17 protein-coding genes and 1 pseudogene are annotated in these 19,500 nt (G+C 72.8%); 12 read left to right on the forward strand and 6 right to left on the reverse strand.

The features are described from left to right. Window positions 1-3 precede the first annotated feature (3 nt). The 3 genes from AB0J71_RS28435 to AB0J71_RS28445 all read right to left on the reverse strand — a co-directional run bounded on the left by AB0J71_RS28435 (window position 4) and on the right by AB0J71_RS28445 (window position 2,805). Window positions 4-294: a hypothetical protein gene (locus AB0J71_RS28435; protein ID WP_352326917.1), complete on the reverse strand. Its 291-nt coding sequence runs from the start codon at window positions 292-294 to the stop codon at window positions 4-6. A gap of 103 nt (window positions 295-397) precedes the next feature. Continuing rightward, window positions 398-1,807 (reverse strand): rhamnulokinase family protein, encoded by a 1,410-nt coding sequence (locus tag AB0J71_RS28440; protein ID WP_364416843.1) that lies wholly within the window; start codon window positions 1,805-1,807, stop codon window positions 398-400. Beyond that, window positions 1,804-2,805, reverse strand: a complete 1,002-nt coding sequence (locus tag AB0J71_RS28445; RefSeq protein ID WP_364416845.1) for a substrate-binding domain-containing protein — start codon at window positions 2,803-2,805, stop codon at window positions 1,804-1,806. The genes AB0J71_RS28440 and AB0J71_RS28445 overlap by 4 nt, the downstream gene beginning before the upstream one ends. Window positions 2,806-2,940: 135 nt before the next feature. Here AB0J71_RS28445 and AB0J71_RS28450 point away from each other — a divergent pair. The 3 genes and pseudogenes from AB0J71_RS28450 to AB0J71_RS28460 form a co-directional block, all read left to right on the forward strand. Continuing rightward, window positions 2,941-3,123 (forward strand): annotated as a pseudogene (locus AB0J71_RS28450) (L-rhamnose mutarotase); the annotation flags it as partial. A 10-nt stretch (window positions 3,124-3,133) separates the two neighbouring features. Then, entirely contained in the window at window positions 3,134-4,288 is a 1,155-nt protein-coding gene (rhaI, locus tag AB0J71_RS28455) for an L-rhamnose isomerase (protein ID WP_364416847.1), read from the forward strand. A gap of 5 nt (window positions 4,289-4,293) precedes the next feature. Continuing rightward, a complete protein-coding gene (locus tag AB0J71_RS28460; RefSeq protein ID WP_364416849.1) occupies window positions 4,294-6,333 on the forward strand; it encodes a bifunctional aldolase/short-chain dehydrogenase in 2,040 nt (679 codons plus the stop codon). A 15-nt stretch (window positions 6,334-6,348) separates the two neighbouring features. On the opposite strand, the gene AB0J71_RS28465 is transcribed toward AB0J71_RS28460, so the two are convergent. Beyond that, on the reverse strand, window positions 6,349-6,888 hold the full coding sequence (locus AB0J71_RS28465; RefSeq protein WP_364416851.1) for a hypothetical protein: 540 nt from the start codon (window positions 6,886-6,888) through the stop codon (window positions 6,349-6,351). Window positions 6,889-7,052: 164 nt separating this feature from the next. Here AB0J71_RS28465 and argC point away from each other — a divergent pair, with 164 nt between their 5' ends. The 8 genes from argC to AB0J71_RS28505 all read left to right on the forward strand — a co-directional run bounded on the left by argC (window position 7,053) and on the right by AB0J71_RS28505 (window position 15,011). Beyond that, a complete protein-coding gene (gene argC / locus AB0J71_RS28470; protein ID WP_352326923.1) occupies window positions 7,053-8,075 on the forward strand; it encodes an N-acetyl-gamma-glutamyl-phosphate reductase in 1,023 nt (340 codons plus the stop codon). Continuing rightward, a complete protein-coding gene (gene argJ / locus AB0J71_RS28475; protein ID WP_364416853.1) occupies window positions 8,072-9,223 on the forward strand; it encodes a bifunctional glutamate N-acetyltransferase/amino-acid acetyltransferase ArgJ in 1,152 nt (383 codons plus the stop codon). Before argC ends, argJ begins: the two co-directional genes overlap by 4 nt. Beyond that, window positions 9,220-10,095 carry an acetylglutamate kinase gene (argB, locus tag AB0J71_RS28480; RefSeq protein ID WP_364394154.1) on the forward strand — a complete coding sequence of 292 codons (876 nt, stop codon included), beginning with the start codon at window positions 9,220-9,222 and terminating at the stop codon, window positions 10,093-10,095. The genes argJ and argB overlap by 4 nt, the downstream gene beginning before the upstream one ends. Next, a complete protein-coding gene (locus AB0J71_RS28485; protein WP_364416856.1) occupies window positions 10,092-11,258 on the forward strand; it encodes an acetylornithine transaminase in 1,167 nt (388 codons plus the stop codon). The genes argB and AB0J71_RS28485 overlap by 4 nt, the downstream gene beginning before the upstream one ends. Then, window positions 11,255-12,202 (forward strand): ornithine carbamoyltransferase, encoded by a 948-nt coding sequence (gene argF / locus AB0J71_RS28490; RefSeq protein WP_352330312.1) that lies wholly within the window; start codon window positions 11,255-11,257, stop codon window positions 12,200-12,202. The genes AB0J71_RS28485 and argF overlap by 4 nt, the downstream gene beginning before the upstream one ends. Then, window positions 12,199-12,708 (forward strand): arginine repressor, encoded by a 510-nt coding sequence (locus tag AB0J71_RS28495; RefSeq protein WP_352330310.1) that lies wholly within the window; start codon window positions 12,199-12,201, stop codon window positions 12,706-12,708. The genes argF and AB0J71_RS28495 overlap by 4 nt, the downstream gene beginning before the upstream one ends. Before the next feature lie 78 nt (window positions 12,709-12,786). Beyond that, complete coding sequence (gene argH / locus AB0J71_RS28500; RefSeq protein ID WP_352330308.1) at window positions 12,787-14,208, forward strand: argininosuccinate lyase; 1,422 nt, start codon at window positions 12,787-12,789, stop codon at window positions 14,206-14,208. Then, a complete protein-coding gene (locus AB0J71_RS28505; protein WP_364416858.1) occupies window positions 14,190-15,011 on the forward strand; it encodes a DNA-3-methyladenine glycosylase in 822 nt (273 codons plus the stop codon). The genes argH and AB0J71_RS28505 overlap by 19 nt, the downstream gene beginning before the upstream one ends. Here AB0J71_RS28505 and AB0J71_RS28510 read toward each other — a convergent pair. Further along, entirely contained in the window at window positions 14,951-15,352 is a 402-nt protein-coding gene (locus AB0J71_RS28510; protein WP_352330053.1) for a PH domain-containing protein, read from the reverse strand. The two genes, AB0J71_RS28505 and AB0J71_RS28510, sit on opposite strands and share 61 nt — an antisense overlap. 87 nt (window positions 15,353-15,439) lie before the next feature. On the opposite strand from AB0J71_RS28510, the gene tyrS reads away from it, so the two are divergent. Next, window positions 15,440-16,705: a tyrosine--tRNA ligase gene (gene tyrS / locus AB0J71_RS28515; protein ID WP_352330051.1), complete on the forward strand. Its 1,266-nt coding sequence runs from the start codon at window positions 15,440-15,442 to the stop codon at window positions 16,703-16,705. A gap of 215 nt (window positions 16,706-16,920) precedes the next feature. On the opposite strand, the gene AB0J71_RS28520 is transcribed toward tyrS, so the two are convergent. After that, the gene (locus AB0J71_RS28520; protein ID WP_364416860.1) at window positions 16,921-18,558 is read right to left on the reverse strand and encodes a glycosyltransferase family 39 protein; all 1,638 of its coding nucleotides are present in this window, start codon (window positions 18,556-18,558) and stop codon (window positions 16,921-16,923) included. Window positions 18,559-19,500 lie beyond the last annotated feature (942 nt).

A 19,500-nucleotide genomic window follows, 5' to 3' on the forward strand; every position in this document is an offset into this window, starting at 1 on the left:
CGCTCACGCGTCCGTCCGGCGCATGCGCCGGTCGCTCCAGGCCCGCTCGCGCATCCAGGCGCGCACGTCGCCGCGCTCGACCGGCCCGACCTCGCGCGGGTTGACCAGCTGCTGGGTACGTCCGGCCAGCAGGCCGGGCCGCCCCCGCCGGCGTGCCACCGCGTCGCTCCCGTCGGCCGGCACGCCCGTCGCGATCAGGTACGCGCGCCCCGCGGGCACGCCCAGCAACCTGCCGATCTCGGCGTAGTCCAGCCCCTGCGACAGCAGCCGCAGCACCCGCTCCTTGCTCGGCATCGTTCCCCCCGGCGCCCGTGCCCCCCGGTCCCGGTCCTCCCCTTCGCCGGCAGGAGGAAACCCGAAGTCCCACGTCAAAGGCGTATTTGGGGGACAGTTGGCGTCAGGCCAGGCGGGCGGCGGCCTCCGCCCAGGCGGCGGCGTCGCCGGACGGCTCGTACCGGCGCAGCTCCTGCGTGGCGGCCACCAGCGCGCGCATCCCGGCCAGGTCGGCGACCAGCCCGGCCGCCCGCGCCTGCACCAGGACGTTGCCGAGCGCGGTCGCCTCGGCCGGCCCGGCCACGACCGGCAGCCCGCAGGCGTCGGCGGTGAACCGGCACAGCAGCTCGTTGCGCGACCCGCCGCCCACCAGGTGCACGACCTCCACCTCGCGGCCGGACAGCTCCATGGCCTGCCGGATCGCGTTGCGGTGGCCGAGCGCCAGGCTCTCCAGCACGCAGCGCACGAAGCCCGCCGGCGTCGAGGGCGGCCGCTGCCCGGTGCGGCGGCATTCGGCGGCGATCCGCGCGGGCATGTCGCCCGGCGGCAGGAACACCGGCAGATCGGGGTCCACCACGGCGGCGAACGGACGTTCGCGCGCCGCCGCCGCCAGCAGGTCGTCCAGCGAGGAGCCGGGCCAGGCCCGCAGGCACTCCTGCAACAGCCACAGCCCCATGACGTTGCGCAGGTAGCGGACCGTGCCGTCGATCCCGGCCTCGTTGGTGAAGTTGGCCGCCCGGCCCGCCTCGGTGAGCACGGGGGCGGCCAGCTCCACCCCGGCCAGCGACCAGGTGCCGCACGAGACGTAGGCGAAGGCGGGCCCGGCGGCCGGCACGGCGGCCACGGCCGAGGCGGTGTCGTGCGAGGCCACCGCCCGCACCGGCGCCGAGAAGCCGATCTCCGCCGCGACGTCGCGGCGCACCCCGCCGATCGGCTCGCCCGGCTGCCGCAGCCGGGGGAAGATCCCCTCGGGCAGGCCCAGCCGGTCGATCAGCGGCACCGCCCAGGACCGGGTGCGCACGTCGAGCAGGCCGGTGGTGGAGGCGTTGGTCACCTCCGCGCCGATCTCGCCGGTCAGCCAGTAGCCGATCAGGTCGGGGACGAGCAACATCGTCGCGGCCCCGTCGAGCCGGTCGGCCAGAAGCTGGTAGATGGTGTTGAACGGGAGCACCTGCAGCCCGGACACCGCGTACAGCGCCTCGGCCCCGATCAGCTCGGCGACCTGCCCGGCCACCCCCCGCGTACGGTCGTCGCGGTAGTGCACCGGGTTGCCGAGCAGCGCGCCGCTCTCGTCGAGCAGGCCGTAGTCGACGGCCCACGAGTCGACCCCGATCGAGGTGACCGGCCCGGCCGCGCGCAGACCGGCCAGGATCTCGCGGTAGAGGCCCAGGACGTCCCAGTGCAGGCGGCCGGCCAGGCGGACCGGGCCGTTGGGGAAGCGGTGGACCACGGACGTGGCCAGCCCGTCCGACAGGTCGGCGACCAGCACCCGGCCGCTGGAGGCGCCCAGGTCCACGGCGGCGAATCGGCTCATTGGGTGGACTCCCTCGCGACCAGTTCGGGCTGGAACATGATGTGCTGGTGGGCGTGCTCGGCCGGGTTGTCGCACTCGTCCAGCAGCAGCTCGGTGGCGATGCGGCCGAGCTGGTACGTCGGCTGCCGCATCGAGCTGAGCGACACGGCCGAGGCGGCGGCGAACTCGATGTCGTCGTAGCCCATCAGCGCCACGTCGTCGGGCACCCGCACCCCGGCGCGCAGCAGGGCCCGCAGCACGCCCAGCGCGAGCAGGTCGTTGGCGCAGAACACGGCCTCGGGCAGGCCGCCCGCCATCAGGTCGGCGGCGGCCTGCTCGCCCGCGCGGGCGGTCATCGCGGCCGCCCCGACCACCCGCAGCGAGGCGGGGTCGAGCCCGGCCGCGGCCAGCGCCTCGGCTGCGCCCCGCCGCCGCTCGGCGCACTGCCGGATGGTCAGCGGGCCGGTCACGTACGCGACGCCGTGCCCGCCCCTGGCCAGCAGATGCCGCACCGCGGCCCGGCCGCCGGCGACGTCGTCCACCGCGACCGCGCACTGGTCGGGCCGGTGGGCCGGATGGTCGACGAGCACGACGCTGATGCCGCGCTCGCGCAGCCGGTCCAGCCGGGCCGGGTCCTCGCCGGACGGGGTGATCAGCACGCCGCGCACCCGCTGCTCGGCCAGCACGCCCAGGTTGCGCTCCTCCTTGTCCGGGGAGCCGGCCGAGTTGCCGAGGATCACCGCGTAGCCCAGCTCGCTGGCGACGTCCTCGACCCCGGCGGCGACCTCGGTGAAGAACGGGTTGCCGATGTCGATGACGCTCAGGCCGATCGTCCTGCTGTGGCCGGCGCGCAGGGTGGAGGCCGAGCCGTGCCGGACGAAGCCGAGCTCCCGGATCGCGGCCTCCACCCGTTCGCGGGTCGCCGGGGCGACCTTCGCCGGTCTGTTCAGGACGTTGGAGACCGTCCCGGGGGAGACGCCGGCGCGGGCGGCGACGTCCTTGATGCTGACCATGGCCATGGCGCCACATTAAAACGTACCAACGGTGAGGTTGGCCAGTGCCGCCGATCTGACCGTGGAGACGCATTGACAGCGCCCGCGGGTGATCGTAGTTTCCTCCGCGATGGATTAAAACGTTTTGAAGAGGGGTGACCGTGCGACGACGGCCTGCTGGCCGGCTACCTGGAGACCGCCGGCTTCGCGGCCGCCAGGAAGGCGATGGAGGCCACCGAGGTCAACGCCCGCCGGCAGGCCGAGATGGCGCCCTTCTTCGAAGCCCTCGACGGCCGGCCCGACGAGGGCATGCGGCCGCCGGACGAAGTGTTCCACCTGGACTGATCGGGAAGTCATGACCACTGACATCAAGGCCGCCCTGCGCGCGCTGCACATCGAGACGCCGTCGTGGGCGTACGGCAACAGCGGCACCCGGTTCAAGGTGTTCGCGCAGCGGGGCGTGCCGCGCGACCCGTACGAGAAACTGGCCGACGCCGCCCAGGTGCACGCCCACACCGGCGTCGCGCCCACGGTCGCCCTGCACATCCCCTGGGACAAGGTGGCCGACTACGCCCACCTGGCCGCCCACGCCCGCGAGCTCGGCGTCGGCATCGGCGCGATCAACTCCAACGTCTTCCAGGACGACGCCTACATGCTCGGCAGCGTCACCAACCCCGACCCGGCGGTGCGCCGCAAGGCGCTGGCGCACCTGCTGGAGTGCGTCGACATCATGGACGCCACCGGCTCGGACACCCTCAAGCTCTGGTTCTCCGACGGCACCAACTACCCCGGCCAGGACGACATCCGCGCCCGCCAGGACCGCCTGGCCGAGGCCCTGTCCGCGGTGTACGCCCGGCTCGGCGAGGGCCGGCGCTTCCTGCTGGAGTACAAGCTGTTCGAGCCCGCCTTCTACACCACCGACGTGCCCGACTGGGGCACCGCCTACGCCCACTGCCTCAGGCTCGGCCCCAAGGCGCAGGTCGTCGTGGACACCGGCCACCACGCGCCGGGCGTCAACATCGAGTTCATCGTGGCGTTCCTGCTGCGCGAGGGGAAGCTCGGCGGCTTCGACTTCAACTCCCGCTTCTACGCCGACGACGACCTCATGGTGGGCGCGGCCGACCCGTTCCAGCTCTTCCGCATCATGTACGAGGTCGTGCGCGGCGGCGGGCTGACGGCGGGCGTGGCGTTCATGCTCGACCAGTGCCACAACATCGAGCCCAAGATCCCCGGCCAGATCCGCTCGGTCATGAACGTCCAGGAGGCCACGGCCAAGGCGCTGCTCGTCGACCGGGACGCGCTGGCCGCCGCCCAGGCCGGGGGAGACGTGCTGGGCGCGAACGCCGTGCTGATGGACGCCTACAACACCGACGTGCGGCCGCTGCTCGCCGAACTGCGCGAGGAGACGGGCCTCGCGCCCGACCCGATGGCTGCGTACGCCAAGTCCGGATATTTCGAGAAAATCGCTGCCGAGCGCGTCGGCGGCACGCAGGCCGGCTGGGGGGCCTGACCACCATGGACGTCATCAACGAGCTCCTGGACCGCTCCCACCGCCTGGGCGCCGACCCGCGCAACACCAACTTCGCCGGCGGCAACACCTCCGCCAAGGGCCGCGCCGCCGACCCGGTCACCGGCCAGGACGTCGACCTGCTCTGGGTCAAGGGCTCCGGCGGCGACCTCGGCACGCTCAGGGAGGCGGGCCTGGCCGTCCTGCGCCTGGACCGCCTGCGCGCGCTGGCCGCCGTCTACCCCGGCGTCGAGCGCGAGGACGAGATGGTCGCCGCCTTCGACTACTGCCTGCACGGCAGGGGCGGCGCCGCCCCCTCGATCGACACCGCCATGCACGGCCTGGTCGAGGCCGCCCACGTGGACCACCTGCACCCCGACGCCGGCATCGCCCTGGCCACCGCGCGCGACGGCGAGGAGCTGACCCGGCGGGTCTTCGGCGACCGCGTGGTGTGGGTGCCGTGGCGGCGGCCCGGCTTCCAGCTCGGCCTGGACATCGCCGCCGTCAAGGAGGCCAACCCGCAGGCCGTCGGCTGCGTGCTCGGCGGCCACGGCATCACCGCCTGGGGCGCCACCTCGCAGGAGTGCGAGGCCCGCTCCCTGGAGATCATCCGCACCGCGGAGGAGTACCTGGCCGCCAACGGCCGCCCCGACCCGTTCGGGCCGGTGCTCCACGAGCCGCTGCCCGAGGACGAACGGCACGCGCGGGCCGCCGCGCTGTTCCCGGTCGTGCGCGGGCTGGCCTCCACCGACGCGCGGCAGGTCGGCCACTACACCGGCACCCCGGAGGTGCTGGACTTCCTCTCCCGCGCCGAGCACCCGCGCCTGGCCGCGCTCGGCACGTCCTGCCCCGACCACTTCCTGCGCACCAAGGTCGCCCCGCTGGTGCTGGACCTGCCGCCGGACGCGCCGCTGGACCAGGCGGTCGCCCGGCTGCGCGAGCTGCACGCCGCCTACCGCGCCGACTACACCGCCTACTACGAGCGCCACGCCACCCCGGACTCGCCGCCGATGCGCGGCGCGGACCCGGCGATCGTGCTGGTGCCCGGCGTCGGCATGTTCTCCTTCGGCAAGGACAAGCAGACCGCCCGCGTGGCCGGCGAGTTCTACGTCAACGCGATCAACGTCATGCGCGGCGCCGAGTCCGTCTCCGCCTACGCGCCCATCCCGGAGTCGGAGAAGTTCCGGATCGAGTACTGGGAGCTGGAGGAGGCCAAGCTGCGCCGGATGCCGAAGCCCAAGCCGCTGGCCGGGCGGGTGGCGCTGGTCACCGGGGCGGGCTCGGGCATCGGCGCGGCGACCGCGCGGCGGCTGGCCGCCGAGGGCGCGTGCGTGGTGCTCGCCGACCGCGACCGGGCCGCCGCGGGGAAGGTCGCCGCCGAGATCGGGGCCTCGGCCTACCGGGCGTCCGACGTCGCGGTTGCCGTGGAGGTGGACGTCACGTCCGAGGATCAGGTCGTGGCCGCCGTACGGGCCGCCGTGCTCGCCTTCGGCGGCGTGGACCTGGTGGTGAACAACGCCGGCCTGTCGTTGTCGCGCTCCCTGCTGGAGACCAGCCTGGACGACTGGGACCTGCAGCACGACGTGATGGCCCGCGGCTCGTTCCTGGTCTCCCGCGAATGCGCCCGGGTGCTGATCGATCAGGCGATGGGCGGGGACATCGTCTACATCTCCTCCAAGAACGCCGTCTTCGCCGGGCCGAACAACGTCGCCTACGGCGCGGCCAAGGCCGACCAGGCCCACCAGGTCCGCCTGCTGGCCGCCGAGCTGGGCGAGCACGGCGTCCGCGTCAACGGAGTGAACCCCGACGGCGTGGTGCGCGGCTCGGGCATCTTCGCCTCCGGCTGGGGCGCCAACCGCGCGGCGGTGTACGGCGTGGAGGAGGAGCGCCTGGGCGAGTTCTACGCCCGGCGCACCCTGCTCAAGCGCGAGGTCCTGCCCGAGCACGTGGCCGCCGCGGTCTACGCGCTCGCCGGCTCCGACCTGACCCACACCACGGGCCTGCACGTCCCGGTGGACGCGGGCGTCGCCGCCGCCTTCCTCAGGTGAGCCCGGGTGGCGGCCTCACGAGTAGGCCGCCACCACCCCCACGACCATCAGCAGCGCCCCGGCGGCGGTGACCACGCTTCCCGCCGCCACGGCCGCCCGCCTGGCCCGCCGCCCCGCCCCGGCCCAGTAGAGCAGCACGTAGGGCAGGAATCCGATCCCGCCCAGCCCCACCGCGGGCAGCGCCATCGCGGCCAGCACGCCCCTGGTCCCGGCCGGCGCCGTCCGGTCGCCCTCGGGCGTGAGCTGCGCCCGCGTCACGTCGCCCGCCGTGGAGTCGGGGGAGGCGTCCACCGGGACGGACGGGCCGCCGGAGTCGGGCGTGAACCGCCCCTTGCAGTCGTAACGCCCCTGGCCCAGGTCGGCGCAGGAGAGCACGGTCAGCGTCCCGGGCGTGCCGGTCCGCCCGGTGGCCAGCCGGAAGTCCTGGACCGACAGCACCGCCGGCAGCACGCAGATCCCCACCCACAGCAGCACGATGACGGCGCGCCCGAACGGCCCGGGACCGGGCCCGCGCGACGGGGTGACGAAGGTGAGATCGGGCAGGAAGTCGCTCATGCCCGCAGCATCCCGCCCGCCACTTGGGATTGGCCTGGAAAGGACTGGGACATGGACCTGTCACCGGCGCGGGCCGACCCGGCTTGCATAATCATCCTCTTGAGTGCATCATCTTCACAAGCAAGGTCATGAGACAGGGTGCATAATTATGCAGGAGGGTCGGGATGAGAGCAGCGATCGCGGGAGCCAGCGGCTACGCCGGAGGTGAGCTGCTCCGCCTCCTGCTCGGCCATCCCGAGTTCGAGATCGGCGCGCTCACCGCGGCCTCCAACGCCGGCAGCCCGCTCGGCGCCCACCAGCCGCACCTGCCGCAGCTCGCCGACCGCGTCCTGGAGGAGACCACGCCGGGCGTGCTCGCCGGGCACGACGTGGTCTTCCTCGCGCTGCCGCACGGCCACTCCGCCGCCGTCGCCGCCGAGCTCGGCGAGGACACGATCGTGGTCGACTGCGGCGCCGACCACCGGCTCGCCGACCCCGCGGCCTGGCAGGAGTTCTACGGCGGCGACCACGCCGGCACCTGGCCCTACGGCCTGCCCGAGCTGCCCGGCCAGCGCGAGGTGCTGAAGGCGGCCCGGCGCGTCGCCGTCCCCGGCTGCTACCCGACCTCGGTGCTGCTGGCCCTGTGGCCCGCCTTCGCCGCGGGCCTGGCCGGCCCCGACGTCGTCGTGGTGGCCGCCAGCGGCACCAGCGGCGCGGGCAAGGCGGTCAAGGCCCACCTGCTGGGCAGCGAGGTCATCGGCTCGGTCAGCGCGTACGGCGTGGGCGGCGTCCACCGCCACACCCCCGAGATGGAACAGGGGCTGTCCGCCGTCGCCGGCGCCCCCGTACGCGTCTCCTTCACCCCCACGCTGGCCCCCATGAGCCGCGGCATCCTGGCCACCTGCACCGCCCCCGCCGCCCCCGGCCTCACCCGCGAGTCGCTGCGCACCGCCTACGAGGTCGCGCTGAAGGCCGAGCCGTTCGTCCGGCTCCTGCCCGAGGGCGTCTGGCCGGCCACCTCCATGACCTACGGCGCCAACACCGCCGCCCTCCAGGTGACGCTCGACGAGCGCGCCGGCCGCGTGGTCGCCGTCATCGCCATCGACAACCTCACCAAGGGCACGGCCGGAGGCGCGGTCCAGAGCGTCAACCTCGCCCTCGGCCTGCCGGAAGAGCTCGGCCTTCCCCTGACAGGAGTTGCTCCATGAGTGTCACCGCCCCACTGGGCTTCCGGGCCGCGGGCATCGCCGCGGGCATCAAGTCCGGCGACGCCCGCGACCTGGCCCTCGTCGTCAACGACGGGCCCAGCCGCGCCGCCGCGGGCGTCTTCACCGCCAACCGCGTCAAGGCCGCCCCCGTGCTCTGGTCGCAGCAGGTCCTGGCGGGCGGGCGGCTGCGCGCGGTGGTGCTCAACTCCGGCGGCGCCAACGCCTGCACCGGCCCCGAGGGCTTCCAGGACACCCACGCCACCGCCGAGAAGGTCGCCGAGGTCATCGGCGACAGCGCCGGCGAGATCGCGGTCTGCTCCACCGGGCTGATCGGCGAGCGGCTGCCGATGGAGGCCCTGCTGACCGGCGTCCAGACCGCCGCGGGCCAGCTCTCCCGCGACGGCGGCCTGGCCGCGGCCGACGCCATCCGCACCACCGACACCGTCTCCAAGATCTCCTTCAAGCGGGCCGACGGCTACATGGTCGGCGGCATGGCCAAGGGCGCCGGCATGCTCGCCCCCGCCCTGGCCACCATGCTCTGCGTGATCACCACCGACGCCGACCTGACCAGCGAGGAGCTCGACACGGCGTTGCGCGCCGCCACGGCGACCACCTTCGACCGGCTCGACTCCGACGGCTGCATGTCCACCAACGACACCGTGCTGCTGCTGGCCAGCGGCGCCGCCGGGGTCCGGCCCGACCTGGCCGAGTTCGGGCAGAAGGTGCAGGAGGTCTGCGCCGACCTGGCCAGGCAGCTCCTCGTGGACGCCGAGGGCGCCTCCAAGGCGATCGCCGTCGAGGTCGTCGGCGCCGCCTCCGAGGACGACGCCGTCGAGGTGGGCCGCACCGTCGCCCGCTCCAACCTGCTCAAGTGCGCCATCCACGGCGAGGACCCCAACTGGGGCCGCGTCCTGGCCGCCGTCGGCACGACGCAGGCCGCCTTCGAGCCCGACCGCGTCAACGTCGCCATCAACGGCATCTGGATCTGCCGCGACGGCTCCGTCGGCGACGACCGCTCAAAGGTCGACATGCGCCCCCGGGACGTCACGATCACCATCGACCTGTCGGCCGGCCGCCACAGCGCCACGATCCACACCACCGACCTGACCGCCGAGTACGTCCACGAGAACTCGGCGTACTCCTCGTGAGGGCCGTCACCGCGGCCACCAAGGCCGAGGCGCTGATCGAGGCGCTGCCCTGGCTGACCCGCTTCCACGGCGCGACCGTCGTCATCAAGTACGGCGGCAACGCCATGACCGACGAGTCCCTCAAGGAGGGCTTCGCCGAGGACGTCGTGTTCCTGCACCACGCCGGCCTGCGCCCGGTCGTCGTCCACGGCGGCGGCCCGCAGATCAGCAGCGCCCTCGACAGGCACGGCATCGAGTCCACCTTCACCGCCGGCCTGCGCGTCACCACACCCGAGGCCATGCAGGTCGTCAGGATGGTCCTGGTCGGGCAGGTGGGCCGCGACATCGTCGGCCTGGTCAACCGGCACGGCCCGTTCGCCGTCGGCATGTCCGGCGAGGACGCCTGCCTGTTCACCGCCGAGCGCAAGCCCGCGCTGGTCGACGGCCTGCCGGTGGACATCGGCCAGGTCGGCGAGATCGTCAAGGTCGATCCCGGCGCGGTGCGCGCGCTGATCGACGACGGCCGCATCCCGGTCGTCTCCAGCGTCGCCGTCGGCGCCGACGGAGAGATCTACAACGTGAACGCGGACACCGCGGCCGCCGCGCTGGCCGTGGCGCTCGGCGCGCAGAAGCTGATCGTCCTCACCGACGTCGAGGGCCTGTACGCCAACTGGCCCGACGACACCGACGTGATCGACCAGCTCGACGCCGACGAGCTGGAGAAGCTGCTGCCCACGCTGTCCAGCGGCATGGTGCCCAAGATGGAGGCGTGCCTGACCGCCGTGCGCGGGGGAGTGCCCCAGGCGCACGTCCTCGACGGCCGCGTGCCCCACTCGATGCTGCTGGAAATCTTCACCAACGAAGGAATCGGAACCATGGTGATGCCCTCATGAGCCTCCACGAGCGGTTCGAGCAGGCGTTCATGCCCAACTACGGCGTCCCCCCGATCGCCCTGGCCCGCGGCGAGGGCACCCGCGTCTGGGACGTCGACGGCAAGGAGTACCTCGACTTCATCGGCGGCATCGCGGTCAGCTCGCTCGGCCACGCCCACCCCGCCCTGGTCCAGGCCGTCTCCACGCAGGTCGCCACGCTCGCCCACACCAGCAACCTGTTCCTGCACGAGCCCGAGGTGCTGCTCGCCGAGCGGCTGCTCGGCCTGCTCAACGCGCCCGCCCGGATCTTCTTCGCCAACTCCGGCACCGAGGCCAACGAGGCCGCCTACAAGCTCGCGCTCAAGTACGGCCGGCGCGAGGGCCGCTCCTACTTCGTGGCCGCCGAGAACGGCTTCCACGGCCGGACGATCGGCGCCCTGTCGCTGACCGGCAAGAAGGCCATCCGCGACCAGTTCGGCCCGTTCCCCGTCGACGTGCGCTTCGTCCCGTACGGCGACGCCGACGCGCTCAAGGAGGCGGTGACCGGCGACTGCATCGCGGTGTTCCTGGAGCCGACGCAGGGCGAGGCCGGCGTCGTCCCGCCGCCCGAGGGCTACTTCGAGGCCGCCCGCGAGATCTGCGACGCCACCGGCGCGCTGCTGGTGGCCGACGAGATCCAGTCGGCGATCGGCCGTACCGGCCACTGGTTCGCCCACCAGGCCGACGGCGTCACCCCCGACATCCTGACCCTGGCCAAGGGCCTCGGCGGCGGCCTGCCGATCGGCGCGTGCGTCGGGTTCGGCGAGGTCGGCAGGCTGTTCGACAAGGGCGACCACGGCTCGACGTTCGGCGGCAACCCGGTCTCGTGCGCGGCGGCGCTGGCCGTGCTGGACAATCTCGACCTCGACCACGTCAAGTCGGTCGCCGCCGGGCTGCGCGGCGGCCTGGAGGCCGTCCGCCACCCGCTGCTGAAGGGCGTGCGCGGGCGCGGGCTGTGGCTGGCCGCGGTCCTCTCGGAGGAGCGGTCCGCGCGGGTGCAGCAGGCCGCCGCCGAGGCGGGCTTCCTGGTCAACGCCCTCCAGCCGGACGCCGTCCGCCTCGCGCCGCCGCTCGTGGTCACCCACGAGGAGGTGAACGCCTTCGTCGAGGCGTTCCCCGCGATCCTTGAGGAGGCGTCGGCGTGACCCGGCACCGCGCGGACTCGGCGCAGGTCAGACACTTCCTGAGGGACGACGACCTGACGCCGGAGGAGCAGGCGGAGGTGCTCGACCTGGCCGCCGCGATGAAGAAGGACCGGTTCGGCTACCGGCCGTTCGAGGGCCCGAAGACCGTCGCCGTCCTGTTCGACAAACCCTCGGCCCGCACCCGCGTCTCCTTCCACACCGGCATCGGCGAGCTCGGCGGCCTGCCGCTCGTCGTGGACAACGTCGCGGTGCTGATGGGCAGGGGCGAGCCGACCGCCGACATCGCCCGCGTGCTCGACCGCCAGGTGGCCGCCATCGTGTGGCGCACCACCGGGCAGCACCTGGTGGAGGAGATGGCCGCCGCCTCGGCGGTGCCCGTCGTCAACGCCCTCACCGACGACTTCCACCCCTGCCAGATCCTCGCCGACCTGCAGACCGTCCGCGAGCGGCTGGGCGGCACGGCCGGGCTGACGCTGACCTACGTCGGCGACGGCGCCAACAACATGGCCCACTCCTACCTGCTCGGCGGCGCCACGGCCGGCATGCACGTACGGATCGCCGCCCCGGCCGGCTACCAGCCCGACGCGGTGATCCTCGGCCAGGCCGCCGCCGTCGCGGCCAGGACCGGCGGATCGGTGGTGGCGATGACCGACCCGGCCGCGGCCGTCCAGGGGGCGCACGTGATCGCCACCGACACGTGGGTGTCGATGGGGCAGAGCGGCGAGCAGGAGCGGGCGGCGGCGTTCGCGCCGTACCAGGTGAACGCGGGGCTGCTGGAGCACGCCGCGCCCGAGGCGATCGTCCTGCACTGCCTGCCCGCCTACCGCGGCAAGGAGATCACCGCCGACGTCCTCGACGGGCCGGCCAGCGTCGTGTGGGACCAGGCGGAGAACCGGCTGCACGCCCAGAAGGCCCTGCTCCACTGGCTGGTGACCCGGGGATGACCATCCCGATGACCAAGGCCGCGCGGCAGGCGAAGATCACCGACCTGCTGCAGCGCAAGGCGGTGCGCTCCCAGCCCGAGCTGGCCAAGCTGCTGGCCGAGAGCGGCGTCGAGGTCACCCAGGCCACCCTTTCCCGCGACCTGGACGAGCTCGGCGCGCTCAAGCTGCGCGCCGACGACGGCTCCCTGGTGTACGCGCTGCCCGGCGAGGGCGGCGACCGCATCCCGCTCACCAGGACGGGCGGCGGCGGCGAGACCCCGGCGGCGCGGCTGCACCGCATCGCCGAGGAGCTGCTGGTGGCCGCCGAGGCCTCGGCCAACCTGGTCATGGTCCGCACCCCGCCGGGCGCCGCGCAGTTCCTCGCCTCCGCCATCGACCACGCCGACTGGGAGTCGATCCTCGGCACGGTGGCGGGCGACGACACGATCCTCGTCATCAGCCGGGATCCGGCGGGCGGCCAGGCCGTCGCCGAGGCGCTGCTGCGCGTGGCGGACCGGCGTGGCTGAACCGGTCGCCGGGATCGCGGCCGCCCCTGACGCAAAGAAGGGCTGAGTTGCACTATGGTCGCGTGGGAAATGGAGGAGATGACGGTGAGTGATGGCAAGCCGATGCGGCTGTGGGGCGGGCGCTTCGAGAGCGGTCCGTCCGACGCGCTGGCCCGGCTGTCGGTGAGCGTGCACTTCGACTGGCGGCTGGTGCCGTACGACCTGGCGGCGTCCAGGGCGCACGCCCGCGTGCTGCACAGGGCGGGGCTGCTGAGCGACGAGGAGCTCGAGCGCATGATCGGCGCGCTCGACGACCTGGAGGCCGCCTGCAAGGCGGGCGAGTTCCGCCCGACCGTGGCCGACGAGGACGTGCACACCGCGCTGGAGCGCGGCCTGCTGGAGCGGCTCGGCTCGCTCGGCGGCAAGCTGCGCGCGGGCCGCAGCCGCAACGACCAGATCGCCACCGACCTGCGCCTCTACCTCCGCGACCACGTGCGCAGCATCGTCTCCCGCCTGGTCGAGCTGGAGACCGCGCTGATGGCCCAGGCCGAGCAGCACGCCGAGACCGCCGCGCCGGGCATGACGCACCTGCAGCACGCCCAGCCCGTCTCCTTCGGCCACCAGCTCCTGGCCCACGTCCACGCCTTCACCCGCGACATCGACCGCCTCACCGACTGGGACAAGCGCGCCGCGGTCTCCCCGCTCGGCTCCGGCGCCCTGGCGGGCTCCTCGCTGCCGCTCGACCCGCAGGCCGTGGCCGAGGAGCTCGGCTTCTCCGCCGCCGCGCCCAACTCGATGGACGCCGTCGCCGACCGCGACTTCGCCGCCGAGTTCCTGTTCGACGCGGCGATGATCGGCGTGCACCTGTCGCGGCTGGGCGAGGAGATCGTCCTGTGGGCCTCGCAGGAGTTCCGCTGGATCGAGATGGACGACGCCTACTCCACCGGCTCGTCGATCATGCCCCAGAAGAAGAACCCCGACGTCGCCGAGCTGGCCCGCGGCAAGTCCGGCCGCCTGATCGGCAACCTCATGTCGATGCTCACCACGCTCAAGGGCCTGCCGCTGACCTACAACCGCGACCTGCAGGAGGACAAGGAGCCGGTGTTCGACTCGGTCGACACGCTGCTGCTCGTCCTGCCCGCGATGGCCGGGCTGGTCGCGACCATGCGCGTCAACACCGCCCGCATGGAGGCCTCGGCCCCCGACGGCTTCGCCCTGGCCACCGACCTGGCCGAGCTGCTGGTGCGGCGCGGCGTGCCGTTCCGCGACGCGCACGAGGCCGTCGGCCACCTGGTGGTCTGGTGCCAGGTCAACGACAAGGACCTCGGCGACCTGACCGACGACGAGCTGGCCAAGGTCTCGCCGCACCTGACGCCCGACGTCCGCGACGTGCTCAACGTGCCCGGCGCGCTGGCGGCCCGCAAGGCCCACGGCGGCACCGCGCCCGACCGCGTACGCGACCAGCTCGTCGCCCTGCGCGAGGCGGTCGACGCGCAGGCGGCATGGGCCTCGGGCAACTGAGCGCCGCGCCGCTGCCGCGGAGTTTCTTCGACCGGCCCTCGCACGAGGTCGCGCCCGACCTGCTCGGCCGCGTCCTCGTGCACGGCCCGGTCGCCGTCCGCCTGACCGAGGTCGAGGCGTACGGCGGCCCCGGCGAGGACCCGGCGGCCCACACCTACCGCGGCAGGACACCCCGCAACGCCGTCATGTTCGGCCCGCCCGGCCACCTGTACGTGTACTTCACCTACGGCATGCACTTCTGCGCGAACCTCGTCTGCCTGCCCGAGGGCCACGGCTCGGCCGTGCTGGTCCGCGCCGGCGAGATCGTCGCCGGCCTGGACGACGCCCGCGCCCGCCGCACCCCGGCCGCCGGCCGGCGCGCACGGCTGCCGGACCGTGATCTCGCCCGCGGGCCCGCCCGGCTGGCCGTCGCGCTGGGCCTGCTGCGCGAGCACAACGGCCTCGACGCGATCTGGGAAGGCTCGCCCGCCGCCCTGCGCCCCCTCACCGGGAACCTCGGGAATCCCGGCGACCCGGGGCGTTCCGGCCCCGGGCCGGAGCACGCGACCAGGCTCACCCGCCCGGGGCCGCAGCACGCCACCAGGCTCACCGGCCAGCCCCACGGGTCGGCCGCCGTGCTCGAAGGCCGCCCCGCCGACCCGGACACGATCCGGTCAGGCCCGCGCACCGGCGTCTCGACCGCCAAGGAGACCCCGTGGCGGTTCTGGATCGACGGCGACCCGACCGTCTCGCCGTACCGCGCTCACGTGCCGCGCCGGCGCAGCTCCGCGGCCACCTCCGTGGGGGAGACACCCAGCTCGTGAGCGCTGAAGACGTGCAGGTGGTCGCCGGTGTCGATCTCCAGCATCTCGCTGCGCAACCCGAACCGCCTGCGCACGTCCACTGTGACGTCCTCGATCGCCGCCCACGGCACGTGCCGCCGGCCGGCGAACCCGTGCACCACCGTGATCCCGTCGGCGTCGGCCGACAGCCGCACCGGCACCAGCACGTCGCGCAGCCCCATCCCGCCCACCAGCACGGCCGCCGGCACCGCGAGGATCACCCCGCGCACGTCCCCGGCCACCCACCAGAAGACGGCGAGCCCGGCGCACGCCAGAGCCCCTAAGATCTTGAAAACGGCCAGCTCGCGACGGACCCTCCACATGGACACCGAGCGTATCCAAGTGGCGCGCCGGCACACCGATCGGGCAGGCTAAAGGCACCGACTCCGACTCAGGGAAGCCACATCACCGTGACCGACATCATCGACGACCTCGCGTGGCGAGGATTGATCGCCCAGTCCACCGACCTCGACGCCCTGCGCGCGTCCATGGCCAAGGCACCGATCACGGTCTATTCCGGTTTCGACCCCACAGCGCCGTCCCTGCACATCGGCCACTTCGTGCCGTTGCTCACGCTGCGCCGCCTGCAGCTCGCCGGGCACAACCCGATCGGCCTGGTCGGCGGGGCCACCGGCCTGATCGGCGACCCGAGCGGCCGCAACACCGAGCGCTCCCTCAACTCCAGCGAGATCGTCGCCGAGTGGGTGGAGCGCCTGCGCGGCCAGGTCGGCAAGTTCCTCGACTTCGACGCCGAGTCCAACCCGGCCCGCCTGGTCAGCAACCTCGACTGGACCGGTGAGCTCAGCGCCATCGACTTCCTGCGCGACATCGGCAAGCACTTCCCGGTCAACCGCATGCTCGCCAGGGAGTCGGTCTCCGCCAGGCTCGCGGGCGAGGGGCTCAGCTACACCGAGTTCAGCTACCAGATCCTGCAGTCCAACGACTACCTGGAGCTGTTCCGCCGCTACAACTGCACCCTGCAGATCGGCGGCAGCGACCAGTGGGGCAACATCACGGCGGGCGCCGACCTGATCCGCCGCATCGAGGGCGGCCACGTGCACGTCCTGACCCAGCCGCTGATCACCAAGGCCGACGGCACCAAGTTCGGCAAGACGGCGGGCGGCGCGCTCTGGCTCGACCCCGAGATGACCTCCCCGTACGCCTTCTACCAGTACTTCCTCAACTCCGACGACCGCGACGTGATCCACTACCTGAAGGTGTTCACGTTCCGCAGCCGCGAGGAGATCGAAGAGCTGGAGAAGGCGGTCGCCGAGCGCCCCTTCGCCCGCGAGGCCCAGCGCACGCTGGCCGAAGACCTCACCGAGCTGCTCCACGGCCGCGCCGAGCTGGAAGCGGTCATGGCCGCGTCGAAGGCGCTGTTCGGACAGGGTTCGCTGGAGGACCTGCCCGCCGCCACCCTGGAGGCCGCCCTGGCGGAGGTCCCCAAGGCCACCGTCGCCGAACTCGGCGCGTCCTTCGTCGACCTGCTGGCCGACAGCGGGCTGGTCGAGTCGAAGTCGGCGGCCAGGCGCGCGGTCAAGGAGGGCGGCGCCTACCTGAACAACGTCAAGATCACTGACGAGGCGTACGTGCCCGAGGCGTCCGACCTGCTGGCGGGCCGGTTCATGGTCCTGCGCCGCGGCAAGAAGTCGATCGGCGGTGTCGAGGTCGCCTGATCCCGACCGACGAGGCGGGCCCTCCGGGGCCCGCCTTCCGTATGCCTGGACGAGCCCTGCGCGGTTCACTTGTCGTATGGCAAGGCGGGTCCTCCGGGGCCCGCCTTCCGTATATCTGGACGAACCCTGCGGGGTCCACTTGTCGTATGGCGAGGCGAGCCCTGCGCGGCCCACTGCCGCATGGCGAAGCGGGCCGCCGGGATGCCCCGCCCGTCCTACTTTCGGGCTGATGTCCGCGCCGGGGTCCGCGCTGGTTTCCGTTCCGGTTTCCGTTCTGGTTTCCGTTCGAACAGGGCCACCGTCAGCCCCGGCAGATCCGCCGAATGCTTGACCGACACGGGCTCGAACCCCGCCTGCCTCACCTGCGCCACCCGCGGCACGGAGTCGCCCTGCAACCCCGCCTGCTTGGTGCCCCGCCACACCACCCAGACCCGATCGCGCCCCTTCAACGCCGCCGCGACCTCCGACCTTTCGGGGTAGCCGAACCCGTCGGCGTCCGGCACGTCACCCGTCTTCAGCACGTCGTCCGGCATCGCCGCGTCCGCGTAGTACTCGAACCCGGCCCGAAGCTGGCTCTGCCCGTACACGATCGCGTCCTCGGGCTCCGCCTTGACCACCCGCAACGCCCACGGGATGTTCTCGAACCGCCCGTTCTCCTCGCGTACCGTCACCTGGTCGGAAGCCGCGAGCAGGCCCCCCACCAGCACGAGGGCCACCCCCGCCGGCACCGGGAACCGCGGCACCCCCGCCACGGCCACCCCCGCCAGCAACGCCAGCGCCGGCGCCGTCACGAACAGGTACCGGTCCACGTACGCCGGTGTCACCAGATGCGAGACCGCGAGCAGCAGCAGCGGCGGCAACACCAGCCACCCCACCCCCGCGACCGCCCACCGCCGACCTTCTCCGGCCCCCAGATCCCGCCCCGCCGAACCACCACCATCCCCCCGCACTCGGCCAGACGCCGCAGAACCGTCCCCCCGCACCTGGCTAGAGGCTGCGGAACCGTCCCCCCACGCCTGGCCAGAGGCTGCGGAACCGTCACCATGCCCCCACACCTGATCAGGCAGTGCCGACCCGCTGCCGCCGTCCCGCATCCGATCACGGCCCGCCGTCGACTTCCACAGCACCACCGCGCCGGCCAGCGCGACCACGAACAGCAGCACCCCGGCCCCGGTCGAGCCCGCCGCCATCTTCGGGAACTTGAGCCACACCTCCGGCCCCCGCTGCGGGATCCAGCTGATCGCGTGCCGCTCCCCGAACCCGACCAGTCCCAGCACGACCGCGGGCAGACCTCCGATCCCCAGCGCCACCGCCATCCGCACCAGCACCCCACGCCGCACCAGGGCGAGGTGCGCGGGCAGCGCCAGCACCGCGAACAGATGCGTGCAGCACACCAGCGCCACCGCCACCCCGTACGTCACCCACCGCCCCCCGTCCGGACGTTCCACCGCCCGGTGCAGCGCCCAGAACGAGAACACCACCGCAGCCGCCGCGAACGCGTAGGACCTGGCGAAAGCCCCGTAATAGGAGACGGACGGCAGGATCGCGAACAGCGCCGCCCCGATCACCCCCGCCCGCACACTGTGCAGACGCCTTCCGAGGTCCGCGAGGAACCAGGCCGCCACCCCGATCGCCACCGCCGACGGCAGCCGCAGCCACAGCTCAGCCGTGCCGGCCTTAACCCAGAAGTGCATGAACAGGTAGTACGGCAGGAAGTGCCCGTCGATGTTCCTGGCCAGCTCCCACAACCCCGCCAGTGAACGGGAAGCCGCGCTGATGGTGGCCAGCTCGTCACCGTTCAGGGTGGCCGCCCCCGTCCCGGAGAACGCCACCGCCCCCGCGACCAAAGCCATCCACCAAGGGGCAGAGGAACGCAGACGGGTCGCAGGTCGGACTGAGGGGGCAAGTGTGGCGGCAGTGGTCACCGGGGCAGAATACGCGTCCCTCAGAACCCCCGCCCTGCACTCGGAACCCGGCAGCCGTCCGAACAACCAGGTCGGCGTCCCGGCCTCCCCACCGCCTCCACACGCCGGTCACCGCCTTCGTAACGAACGCGCTGAAGCCCAGCCGCCGAACACAACCCCGCACCTCAGAGCGGCAAGTGGCGCAGACCGTCCCGCTCCCCGCCCCCAGAGCGTCCGAACGCCCCACCCCACCCCGTCGGCTCCGTCATCCGAGCTGGCCTGACTCTCACCCCTAACCGCGCTTCCCCAGCCCCGTCCCCGAACTCGCCGATCACTCCCTCCCACAGCCAGTCGCCATCCGCCCCGGCTGCGGGCGAGCCTTCGTCGACGACGGCTCGCGCAGCACGGGTGACGAGCATCGCCATCCCGCGTTCCGCCATGCTTGCCGTACGGCGATTTGACGTGTCGCGGATCGCGACCTAATCTTTCACTTCGTCCCCGGGAGCGAGCCGGACGCCGATCAGGCGGACGGGCCCCAGGACAAGCCCCTTGAGATGACAAGCCACCTCGGTCGAGGCGCTTCAACGCGCTTTGGCATGGGTTGTCCTCTGGCGCCCGAAGCACGCCGAATAATCGGTTGATTCGACAGGTGCCGGATGACACGGTAAGTTACGAGGGTTGCCTCGGAAACGAGGCATCCAATCCTAGGCAGGTTTGGTCCGGTTTGTTCAAGTCTCCGAATTTGACACGAAATCGGCGGACCTGCTAAGATTAAGTAGACGAGATGAACGCCTCTGAGCGGGGATCCGGGAACGGGTTCTGGTGAGGAAGTACGCGTCCGTTTCTTGAGAACTCAACAGTGTGTTAAAAGCCAGTGCATGAAACACATGC

Origin of the sequence: Nonomuraea sp. NPDC049637, from assembly GCF_040675235.1 — a bacterium.
GTDB lineage: Bacteria > Actinomycetota > Actinomycetes > Streptosporangiales > Streptosporangiaceae > Nonomuraea.